Raw genomic sequence first — 11,145 nt, forward strand, 5'->3', positions numbered from 1 at the left:
GTTGGCAAAGTAAAGCGAACCCGCTCACCGGTTTCCAGCATATCCCCGGCAGGCATACGGGTGGTTGCAATACCATATTCATTCAGATCCGCTTCCAGCTTATCCAGCGTTGCGGCATTGAGCACTTTAAAACCGAAGAAATCTATTCCTGCTTCTTCAGCCTGACGGATGATGTAACTGTTATGATCCCGTTCATCCCAACACTTGAAATACACCCGACCCTGATCATCACGACCGGTTTCAACCAGCCCCATTACATCACGATAGAAGCGCGCACTCTCTTCCAGATCAAACACCCGGATCTGGACATGTCCAGGTCTCAATACACCGGTCATTGCCATAACAAAACTCCTGTTTTTAAATTTATTATTTTGATGTTCCGTAAGGTGTATACAGCACACTTCAGACCACTCTAATTTTTTCACTTAAAAAACAATAGGTTATTTCAGGCAAGATAATTTTAAGCAATAACATACTGTTCATAAATGTACATAATGACCTACGAGCAACGTTCATTTATGAACATAAAATATAAATCGTACATTTTTGAACGGACAAAAAAGTCGCAACTGGAAAAGCGGCTTTAACCAAAAAACCACTAGACGAACTCCGTTCATGATGGTTAACCTGTTAGATAAAGCATCCCAAACGACAAAAAAATAACAACAAAATGCAAAATCAAGAGCTGTTAGAACACTTTAAAATCCATGAAAAGCTGCGGTTTGAAAGCGATGATGGCCAGATATGGCTGGATAAGAATCGTATGCTACTATTTCATAGTCAGGTGCTTGAGGAGATCCGTAAAAGCCTGTTCGATAGCCTCGATCCCAAACAGGCACAGAGCATTCTGGTTCGCATGGGATTCACTGCAGGGCAACAGGACGCTGAATTGGCGCTAAAGCTGTATGGTACCGATGACAACTACGATGTGTTCGATATCGGCCCTGCGCTGCACGGCCTGGAAGGGTTTGTTAAATCGACTATCACCGAATCGGAGGTAGACTGGGAAAAAGGTAGCTTCTACGGCAAAGTGCACTGTCTGAACTCTATCGAAGCAGCCATACAGCTGGAGACCTCGGGTCGAACCCATGATCCCGTTTGCTGGATTCTGGTCGGCTATGCCTCCGGCTACTCTTCAATGTTCTTCAAACGCTATATCGTTTTTAAAGAGGTAGAGTGTGTCGCCAAAGGCGATAGCAAATGCGTACTCGTTGGCAAACCGGTCGAAGCCTGGGGAGACGACGATTATATCGATTACTTTAAGCAGGACCCGGTGAAACAGCAGTTTCGCTCAATCGAGTCAGAACTGAACTCACTAAGGGGGGCTCCATCAGCCAAACAACCCGAACAGGGTGAGCTAATTGGCCAGTCACCTGAGTTTGTCAAAGCGTTTACTCTGCTAAATCAAGCCGCCAACAGTCCGATCAACGTCCTTCTACTGGGTGAAACCGGAGTGGGTAAAGAGCTGTTTGCCCGCTGGCTGCATCAGAACAGTGGGCGATCAGACAAAGCGTTTATCGCTATCAACTGCGGTGCAATCCCAAATGACCTGATCGAAGCCGAACTTTTTGGGGTAAAAAGTGGCGCCTATACCGGCGCCAATGCTTCCCGGCCCGGTCGCTTCGAATCAGCAAATGGCGGCACACTGTTTCTTGATGAGCTGGGCGAACTCTCTCTGTCTGCTCAGGTTAAACTGTTAAGGGTGCTGCAGTCTGGTGAACTGGAACGTCTGGGTGATAACAAAACCATTAAAGTGGATGTCAGGCTGATTGCTGCGACTAATATGAACCTGCACGAAGCGATTGATCAGGGACGCTTCCGTTCAGATCTCTATTATCGGATTGCCACCTACCCGGTAGAGATTCCACCGCTCAGATCGAGAAAGTCAGACATTCCGCTATTAGCCCGTTCCATGGTTGGAAAATATGCCCCGTTGTATAGCAAATCAATTGAAGCGATCAGCGAGTCTGCCTTGCAGGCACTAATGGACTATGACTGGCCGGGCAATATCCGCGAACTACAGAATATTATTGAAAGAGCGGTTCTGCTGGCACCTGATCACGGGACAATTGAACGTCAGCACGTGGTTACCGGATCGAATTCGCAACGGACTGAAGCACTGCCAACCGAATATCAAGTATCCCCGGCGGGGGATATCTATGAACATTTACTCGAAGAAAACCTGCCGTTGAAGGAGTTTGAAGGGCGACTGATTAAAGCAGCCATGGAAAAAACCAAAGGTAATATGACTCAGGCAGCCAGACTGCTGGGGATCTCCCGACGCCAGATTACCTATAAAATAAAGTGTCTTGAGGAACAATCCTCTACTCAAAAAAATAGCGACTCAGAACGACTGAAGTGAAATTGTTATCTGACTGATCCAGCCCGATACCGGGTGCGTACAGCGTCTAAAAAAGGAGCCTCTTATGCAGATCTCTCAGATGCAAACGTACGCCCAATCGAAACTAATTACCGCTGTTAAATTTATTGAATCAGGCTGCAGTCCCATTGTTATCGAACTGTCTTACATCAAAGATAAAGCTGTGCACAGAGAACTTCTGCGCCGGGGTGGAGACGTTGTCACCTGTAAGTGCCTGGAGCAGGCCTACAACATCTGTAGAGATGCCGGCATCCATCAGGCTGAGCTGGTTCAGACAATGACTCACGATGAAGCGGGAGCAGACTATACCCGTGCAGGAGAACAACCAGCAATGTCTCTGCGTTTCTGAAGGATGCAGCCACCGTAACGCCCTTTACTTCAATAAAGGCCCCAGTGAGGATGGCGGCAACTCATCCAGCGGCATTGAGCGATATCGTTTCAATAGCAGCTTTTTATTATTTAATTCCGGCTTCAGTGATGCCCGCTCGACCAGATTCAGATAGCGATCAACCATTTTTAAGCGACCTTCACGACGCTCTTTGTCATCGCGGGCGGTTTCGAGAAACAGCTGGGCGAGATTAAGCACTGCAGACTGGTTATTAAAATCAAAATCGACGGCGGCACCGAAAGACTTAATCGCCAGACCGAATTTGCCCGAGAGATAGTGTTTGATTCCCAACCGGTTAGCCTTATCACTCATATCCGGATTAAGCTGCTTAGCCTTAGTCTCTCTTTCTTTATTTGCAGACACCTGCTGAGATTTTTCCAGCACAGGCAAGGCTTCACCGGACATCACCAGCAGCTCACGATCGATATCAAGCGGGCTCTCCAACTCCCGGTTGACCAGCTTAGCATCTCTGAGAAAACGTTCCTTATCACTGTTTTCACCCAGATCTTCAGCTAATTGGCTGCGGATAAGAAAAGCACGGACTTCAGCTGCGCGGTCTGATGAAAACTGTTTCCGGGCACTGACCAGCAAACCATCTATCTCGCGCTCTATCTGCTCCCGGGTCACATTGTCACTGGCTTTAACCTCCATCCGCCGCAGATTTGCCAGTTTAAGATAGGGCTCTGCCGAGTGATAACAGCTGTGCTTACCGAGGGCGATTGAGCGTCGGTATGCTCCTTTTGCCAGATCCATCTCCTGTGTCTGCACCGCGACACGTCCCAGCTCCATCTGCCGCGGTATACCCAGAGGTGCCCGGGTAGTTGCCTCCTTCAGGGTTTCCCGGGCCTGGATAAGATCCCCCATCTGTTCATGCACTTTTGCCAACAGATCATACGCAGCGATCAGCAGTGGATTATCAGAAATCAGCTCCTGCAGCAGCTGCTCTGCTGCCGCCAGATCGTCCAGACCGACATATGCCCGGCAAAGGTAGAGGCCCGCCTCCTTATCCCGGGTTTCCCAATAGATTCCATCCAGCAGCTCACGGGCTTTATCATACTCACCCAGGTCCAGCAGCAACGTTCCTCTGACTTTTTGCAGATGAGTATATTCCGGATGCTGACGATCGATCAGAGCCTCACAGATTTGTAACGCCTGATAATACGCACCAGACTCTATCGCCAGATCTACCGGACGCAGTGCCAGCTTGCGCCGGATGATATGGTCGAGACGATATTTCAGCTCTTCAATAGAAAAGGGCTTTGATATCAGATCATCCGGCTGACTATCAATGGCATGCAGAATCACTTCTTGCGAGGAATCACTGGTCATACAGATCCAGGCAGCACTGGGTTTGATATAGCCTCGGAAGCGGGCCTCCTCAAGAATCTGAATCCCGGTAACGCTGTCACTGGCATTATGTCCTAACAGGATGACATCAAAATCGTTTTGTGCGATTAACGGGATAACCTTGTCATTGATTGTGACGGCTTTAACATTGCTGATGCCTAGCTCCCGCAGCATGTAATAGATAGTAGCGCGCATATTCCCACTGCTGTCGATTAACAGAACATGCTTGTCTGAATAATCGATCTGTATATCAACGGGATTGTTGCGCACAACGGTCACAGGCCAGCCTTATTCTCAATAACTCAGTTCAATCAAGTATAAGAGCCACACCTCCGGGGAGAAAGAAAAAACATCTCAAAAAGGGGATCAGTTTTTTTCAGGCAAAAAAAAGCACCGGATGTAGGGTGAAACGCCCGGTGCTAAATACAGTTCTATGCTGTGAGAACCATAGTATAGTCATCTGACAAAATAGATAATGATCCATGTCAACAGTCTCACTATTAAGCTGTTTTGCTAAACGGTTAATCCCTACAACTTTTGACTAAGCGCTGCCGCAATGATATTCCAGTAGACTTAATTACAAATAAAAGAATCAGATCTGCTATGACTACCGCATTTATTACTCATCACGACTGCACCCTGCACAATATGGGGCCGGAACATCCCGAAAGCCCGATCCGACTTCTGGCAATTCAGAAAGTGCTGCAAAAAACAGGACTGATTGAGCATCTTAAACAGATGGAGTCGGTGCACGTCACCCCTGAGCAGGTCCAGCTGGCTCACGCTAATCTGCATCAAAAGCGACTGGAAATGAAGCTTCCGGAAGAAGGAGTTTTCTATGCCGATGAGGATACTGCTCTCTGTCCTGATTCACTCCATGCCGCCAGCCTTGCTGCAGGCTCTGCTATTCTGGCGACCAATCAGGTGTTAGCAGAGAAAGTCAGTAACGCGTTTTGCGCTGTGCGCCCCCCAGGCCACCATGCTGAACATAATGCTGCAATGGGGTTCTGTTTTTTTAATAACGTCGCCATTGGTGCTATGCATGCGTTGCAACAACCTGCAGTTGACCGGGTAGCCATTGTTGATTTTGACGTACATCACTGTAATGGCACAGTCGATATCTTTAAAGACAAGCCCGAGGTATTGGTGTGTTCAACCTTTCAACACCCCTATTACCCGGAACGCTACAGTGATATTCAGCGGGATAATATTGTCAACTGCCCGATTGAAGCCCACACCCGCGCGTCTGTCTTCCGGGAGCAATTAGAAAAACGCTGGTTACCTGCCATCCAGAATCATAAACCCGATATTATCTTTATCTCGGCGGGTTTTGACGCGCACCACGAAGACCCTATGGCCGACCTGAATCTCACAGAAGAAGATTACCGCTGGGCAACCCAGCTACTGATGGACGCGGCTCGCACCACCTGCGGCGGTCGCATCGTTTCTGTACTGGAAGGCGGTTATAATCCAGTGTCTTTAGCATTCAGTGTACAGGCTCACCTGGAAGTGATGGCGGGGTATTAATAAAAGCAGAACGTCGCAGCGCGACTTGCTAGTGGCGAGACGTCCCTTCGTGACTTGCCAGAAAAAGCGAAAACAAAAAAACCGCCCGAAGGCGGTTTTTTTTAACATCGTAGATTTAACCAACGAACTTGATCATCACACCGGCAGCAACCGCGGAGCCGATTACACCGGCTACGTTGGGCCCCATGGCATGCATCAGCAGGAAGTTCTGGGAGTTTGACTCCAGACCCAGCTTATTGGATACCCGGGCTGCCATTGGTACAGCGGACACACCGGCTGAACCGATCAGCGGGTTGATTGCATTACCACCCGCCATCTTATTCATAACCTTAGCCATCAGTACACCACAGGCAGTACCGATACCAAATGCGATTACGCCCAGCACCAGAATTCCCAGCGTCTGAATATCCAGGAACTTATCTGCCGACAATTTAGATCCAACAGACAGGCCAAGGAAGATGGTAACGATGTTGATCAGCGCATTCTGAGCAGTATCACTCAGGCGGTCAACAACACCACACTCACGCATCAGGTTACCGAAACAGAACATACCCAGCAGTGGTGCGGCATCAGGTAGCAGCAAGGCCACCAGAATCAGCAACACGATCGGGAACATGATCTTTTCGGTCTTCGGTACATGACGCAACTGAACCATAGAGATCTTACGTTCAGCTTCGGTCGTCAGCGCCCGCATAATCGGCGGCTGAATCAGAGGTACCAGTGCCATATAGGAGTATGCAGCCACCGCAATCGCACCTAAGAGGTCCGGAGCCAGCAGTGAGGCGACATAGATCGCCGTGGGGCCATCAGCACCACCAATGATACCAATAGCTGCGGCATCCTGAATAGTAAAGTCCATCAGTCCCAGAGTCGTCAGACCCACTGCGCCCATAATGGTAGCAAAGATACCAAACTGAGCTGCAGCCCCCAGGAACAGGGTTTTAGGGTTTGCCAGCAGCGGACCGAAATCAGTCATCGCGCCAACCCCCATGAAGATGATCAACGGCGCAGCACCGGAGGCAATCGCAACGAGATAGAAGTTATACAACATACCGTTGTTAAAGCCATGATCATTGGCAGCATAAACAGCAGCCGTATGGGACGCGCTGTCAGCCAGATGATAGGCATGCTTCAGTGCCTCAGGCTCAGTGCTGCTGATATGCAGCGCTGCAGCCAGATTGCTGAGCATCTCAGGGCCGCCCAGATGGATGGCGTTTTCAACGGCTGACATCGCCAGGCCTGCTTCAGGGATGTTGGCGAGAATGCCACCAAAACCGATCGGCACCAGCAGCAGGGGCTCAAAGTTCTTACGAATAGCAAGAAACAGAAGCAGGAGGCCAATCAGGATCATAAAGGCCTGCCCACCCGTGATATTGTATACCCCTGACGCGTGCCAGAGGTCCATTAGCTTATCCATTTAGATCTGCCCTTACGCCAGAGTCAGCAGGCTGTCACCAACCTGAACTGTATCACCTTCTTTAACATCGATGCTGGAAACAGTACCGGCACGAGCCGCACGGATCTCTGTTTCCATCTTCATCGCTTCCAGAATAACCAGAACGTCACCTTCCTGAACAGTCTGGCCTGCCGATACAACAACTTTCCAGATGTTACCTGCCAGCGGAGCTGGAACAGACTCAGCAGGACCGGATGCAGCAGGTGCAGCCGCTGGCGCTGCTGCGGGAGCAGCCGCAGTGATTTCACCACCCTCTGAAACCTGAACAACGTAGTTATGACCGTTAACATTGATAGTGTAAGTCTGTGGACCAGTATTCTTAGGTGCAGCCATTGCTTGGGCGTCCTCTAATGTAGGTGCGGGTTCAAATGCGTCAGGGTTACCGCGATTTTCAAGGAATTTCAGACCGATCTGAGGGAACAGCGCGTAGGTCAGAACATCATCAATCTCGTTCTCACCAGCCGCCAGGCTGATGCCTTTTTCTGCAGCCAGAGCTTTCAGTTCGCCAATCAGCTTTTCCATCTCTGGTTGAAGCAGATCAGCAGGGCGACAGGTAATTGCTTCACCGCCATCCAGCACCCGTGCCTGGAGGTCAGCGTTATAAGGTGCAGGAGCTGCGCCATACTCACCTTTCAGAACACCCTGAACCTCTTTAGAGATTGTCTTGTAGCGTTCGCCCATCAGGACGTTGATAACAGCCTGCGTACCAACAATCTGTGAGGTTGGAGTCACCAGCGGTATCAGACCCAGGTCTTCACGTACCCGTGGAATCTCAGCCAGCACTTCATCAAACTTATCGGCAGCACCCTGCTCACGCAGCTGGCTTTCCATGTTGGTCAGCATACCGCCCGGAACCTGGGCTACCAGAATACGGGAATCAGTACCACGTAGTGAGCCTTCAAAACGGGCATACTTCTTCCGCACTTCACGGAAGTAAGCTGCAATCTCCTCCAGTTGCAACAGATCCAGACCGGTATCACGGTCAGTGCCCGCCAGAGCAGCAACGACAGATTCTGTCGCCGTGTGACCGTAAGTCATGGACATAGAGGAGATAGCGGTATCAACACGGTCAATGCCCGCTTCAACCGCTTTCAGGATGGTCATATCAGACAGCCCTGACGTTGCGTGAGCGTGCAGTTGCACCTCCAGATCAGTCTGAGCTTTCAGACGGGAAACCAGATCAAAGGCATCGTAAGGCGTCAGGATACCGGACATATCCTTAATCGCGATCGATTCTGCCCCCATATCTTCCAGTGTCTTGGCGTACTCAACCCACATATCGTTGGTGTGTACCACACTCTTGGTAAACGAGATGGTGCCCTGTGCATGCTTACCGGTCGCTTTAACCGCTTTGATCGCAGTTTCCAGGTTACGGGGATCATTCATCGCATCAAAAATACGGAAAACATCAACACCGTTGGTCGCGGCTCGCTCAACAAACTTGCTAACCACATCATCAGCATAGTGACGGTAGCCCAGCAGGTTCTGGCCTCGCAGCAACATCTGCTGCTTGGTGTTAGGCATCGCTTTTTTCAGTTCACGGATACGGTCCCATGGATCTTCGCCAATATAGCGGATACATGAGTCAAACGTCGCTCCGCCCCAGCTTTCCAGGGACCAGAAACCGACTTTATCCAGTTTCTCAGCGATTGGCAGCATATCGTCGATGCGCATACGGGTAGCAAACAGCGACTGATGCGCGTCCCGTAATACGACATCGGTAATGCCAAGAGGTTTTTTATCAGACATGGGTATAGGCCTTTTGTCGATTAATGCTCTTTAATGTTTATTCTTGAATTCAGCTACCGGGTCAGTCCTTTCGGAACTGATGTACTGCGGCAGTCATCACTGCAACCAGTTCATCATCGCCAGCAGGCGCTGCAACAGCAACGACTGGCGCTGACTTGGCTGGCACCGGTGCCTCGGGGGCCACCTTCGCAATCAGCTTCGACATAATGCCGGTAGCAAAAACCAACAGGGTCAGGAATACGAAAACGAATCCCATACCAAAGACCATTAAACTGAGGCCTTCTGACATTAGATTATCCATCTAACGGGTGCTCCTTCTTTGTACGAAACCCATAAGTCTGTTGCCGGCTTGTGGCCGCAGTTTCTCCCCCGAAAGGTCGATTCCGGCTGCAACAGAACAGATGAACAGTTAATAAATGGTGAACAATTAAACCTGAAATAAACCTTTCAGGCAACTGGTTACAATATAATTAATGCATAAAAAGTGCCGCAAACTTCTGTAAATAAACTACAAAAAACAGCGAAAATACGTCAACTTACGATCTTAACTAACAACGTTTTTACCGCCCGGTTTACACCTCAGGACGATACACTTTTACGTTACCAAACCCCTTATCCTGCAGGTTCTGAGCATGCATCTGACTCATAACCCCTTTATCACAATACAACAGGTATTCCTTGGCCTGATCCAGTTCCTGAAATTTTGTTTCAAGATCAAAAAACGGGATCGCCAACACTTCAGCCTTAGGCATATTAAGGGGTTTACGCTCCTGTTCCCGACTGTGGCGGATATCAATAATCATCTGATTCTCGCCCACCCGGGTCAATGCCTCAATAGTTGTATGGATATTAATATCCTCAACAATCTTATCGATGAAGATCACCTGAGTATTCTCCAGTGCCTGTGCCAGAACATCAAAATCGAAGTTAGCTTCCTCCTCCTCGATTCGCTCCAGTTTTGCATTAGTTGTCGGACGATCAGAGATCACACCGCAATACTCGGGAATATTCTTGGCAAAATCATAAGCCCCGATCTCTTTAGTGATATCGATAATATCCTGCTTATCCATAGTCACCAGCGGACGCACGATTAACTTAGAAGTGACAGAATCGATCACCTGCAGATTGATCAGTGTCTGGCTTGACACCTGAGCAATGCTTTCGCCGGTCACAAACGCCGGCAGCTTCATACGGTCGGCAACTTTCTCCGCTGCCCTCATCATCATCCGTTTCAGAATCACCCCCATATGGGTGTGATGCACATTCTGCAAAATCTCTCCCACCACCTCATCGAAAGGCACTGAAATAAACTTAACCCGGGCCGCACTGCCATATCGCTGCCACAGATAAAGTGCAATCTGCTTCACGCCGATCTCATGCGCCCGCCCACCGAGATTAAAAAACAGAAAATGGGTTTTACTCCCCCGGCGCATCGTCATATAGCTGGCCACAACCGAATCAAAACCTCCGGAGATAAGCGATATAACATCCTCCTGCGTGCCCAGCGGGTAGCCTCCCAGCCCTTTGTGCTGATGTGATATCAGAAACAGCTGCTGATCACGGATCTCAAGTTTAACAGTCACCTCAGGGTTATGCAGATCGACCCCCCGGGTTTCGCAATGCTCTAATAAGCCGCCACCGATATATCGTTCAAGATCGGTGGATTTAAACTCATGCCTGCCACCCCGTTTGATACGCACGACAAAGGTTTTCCCTTTGACCTGCTCTGCGTACACCTCTCTGGTGATCTGAAAAACCTCTTCAAACGTGCCCAGCGGATACTGATCCACCTCGAGGATATGCTGAATGCCCGGCGTACAGCACATCAACTCCACCGCCCGAGCCCTCAGCTCACGGTCTGCGGAGGGAAGTTCCACCTCAACCCGGTCCCACAAGCCCCGCACCTTAATATCATTATCAATGCGCTTGAGCGTCACCTGCAGGTTAGATTGCAGGCGCTGGATAAAGCGCTTACGCACGGGCTTACTCTTGATAGTGATTTCAGGGAACAGCTTGACGATAAATTTCATGTTTGACTTCTGCACAGGGTTAAAAGGCCGGCTATTATACATTGCCGCGAAGAGGGGACAAAATTCATACAATTATCAGGAGGCCGCTTGTCAGGTATGCAGATTTAAGCCATCAGCGTCTCTGCCATATGATATGGCAACTCCGGAATATTACTTCAAAGAAGAGCCCTGTCAGGAGGGAGTAGAAAAAGTGGCGCGCCCGGCACGATTCGAACGTGCGACCGCCTGGTTCGTAGCCAGGTACTCTATCCAGCTGAGCTACGGGCGC

At 49.5% G+C, this 11,145-nt stretch carries 9 protein-coding genes and 1 tRNA gene; 3 read left to right on the forward strand and 7 right to left on the reverse strand.

What is annotated here, in order from left to right; genetic code table 11:
• Positions 1 to 341 (reverse strand): VOC family protein (locus BMY09_RS16560; RefSeq protein ID WP_175483576.1); only part of this gene is annotated, 341 nt, incomplete at its 3' end.
• Between the two features lie 329 nt (positions 342 to 670).
• On the opposite strand from BMY09_RS16560, the gene BMY09_RS16565 reads away from it, so the two are divergent.
• Positions 671 to 2,362 carry a sigma-54-dependent Fis family transcriptional regulator gene (locus BMY09_RS16565; RefSeq protein WP_091360495.1) on the forward strand — a complete coding sequence of 564 codons (1,692 nt, stop codon included), beginning with the start codon at positions 671 to 673 and terminating at the stop codon, positions 2,360 to 2,362.
• 64 nt (positions 2,363 to 2,426) lie between these two features.
• Positions 2,427 to 2,729: a hypothetical protein gene (locus BMY09_RS16570; RefSeq protein ID WP_091360497.1), complete on the forward strand. Its 303-nt coding sequence runs from the start codon at positions 2,427 to 2,429 to the stop codon at positions 2,727 to 2,729.
• A 24-nt stretch (positions 2,730 to 2,753) separates the two neighbouring features.
• Here the strand turns inward: BMY09_RS16570 and BMY09_RS16575 are convergent, their stop codons facing one another.
• The gene (locus BMY09_RS16575; protein ID WP_091360499.1) at positions 2,754 to 4,394 is read right to left on the reverse strand and encodes a response regulator; all 1,641 of its coding nucleotides are present in this window, start codon (positions 4,392 to 4,394) and stop codon (positions 2,754 to 2,756) included.
• Between the two features lie 324 nt (positions 4,395 to 4,718).
• Here BMY09_RS16575 and BMY09_RS16580 point away from each other — a divergent pair, with 324 nt between their 5' ends.
• Entirely contained in the window at positions 4,719 to 5,642 is a 924-nt protein-coding gene (locus BMY09_RS16580; RefSeq protein ID WP_091360500.1) for a histone deacetylase family protein, read from the forward strand.
• A gap of 115 nt (positions 5,643 to 5,757) precedes the next feature.
• Here the strand turns inward: BMY09_RS16580 and BMY09_RS16585 are convergent, their stop codons facing one another.
• The 5 genes from BMY09_RS16585 to BMY09_RS16605 form a co-directional block, all read right to left on the reverse strand.
• A complete protein-coding gene (locus BMY09_RS16585; protein ID WP_091360502.1) occupies positions 5,758 to 7,059 on the reverse strand; it encodes a sodium ion-translocating decarboxylase subunit beta in 1,302 nt (433 codons plus the stop codon).
• A gap of 12 nt (positions 7,060 to 7,071) precedes the next feature.
• Positions 7,072 to 8,847, reverse strand: coding sequence for a sodium-extruding oxaloacetate decarboxylase subunit alpha (gene oadA / locus BMY09_RS16590; protein WP_091360504.1), 1,776 nt, complete (start codon positions 8,845 to 8,847; stop codon positions 7,072 to 7,074).
• A gap of 61 nt (positions 8,848 to 8,908) precedes the next feature.
• Positions 8,909 to 9,148 carry an OadG family protein gene (locus BMY09_RS16595; protein ID WP_091360506.1) on the reverse strand — a complete coding sequence of 80 codons (240 nt, stop codon included), beginning with the start codon at positions 9,146 to 9,148 and terminating at the stop codon, positions 8,909 to 8,911.
• Positions 9,149 to 9,419: 271 nt separating this feature from the next.
• Positions 9,420 to 10,877, reverse strand: a complete 1,458-nt coding sequence (gene thiI / locus BMY09_RS16600) for a tRNA uracil 4-sulfurtransferase ThiI (protein ID WP_091360507.1) — start codon at positions 10,875 to 10,877, stop codon at positions 9,420 to 9,422.
• A gap of 191 nt (positions 10,878 to 11,068) precedes the next feature.
• Positions 11,069 to 11,145, reverse strand: a tRNA-Arg gene (locus BMY09_RS16605).

Source organism: Amphritea atlantica, assembly GCF_900111095.1.
Classification (GTDB): domain Bacteria; phylum Pseudomonadota; class Gammaproteobacteria; order Pseudomonadales; family Balneatricaceae; genus Amphritea; species Amphritea atlantica.

Coding starts and splice junctions, on each gene's coding strand:
- BMY09_RS16565 (WP_091360495.1), top strand. CDS start 671: ATGCAAAATCAAGAGCTGTTAGAACACTTTAAAATCCATGAAAAGCTG.
- BMY09_RS16570 (WP_091360497.1), top strand. CDS start 2,427: ATGCAGATCTCTCAGATGCAAACGTACGCCCAATCGAAACTAATTACC.
- BMY09_RS16580 (WP_091360500.1), top strand. CDS start 4,719: ATGACTACCGCATTTATTACTCATCACGACTGCACCCTGCACAATATG.
- BMY09_RS16585 (WP_091360502.1), bottom strand. CDS start 7,059: ATGGATAAGCTAATGGACCTCTGGCACGCGTCAGGGGTATACAATATC.
- oadA (WP_091360504.1), bottom strand. CDS start 8,847: ATGTCTGATAAAAAACCTCTTGGCATTACCGATGTCGTATTACGGGAC.
- BMY09_RS16595 (WP_091360506.1), bottom strand. CDS start 9,148: ATGGATAATCTAATGTCAGAAGGCCTCAGTTTAATGGTCTTTGGTATG.
- thiI (WP_091360507.1), bottom strand. CDS start 10,877: ATGAAATTTATCGTCAAGCTGTTCCCTGAAATCACTATCAAGAGTAAG.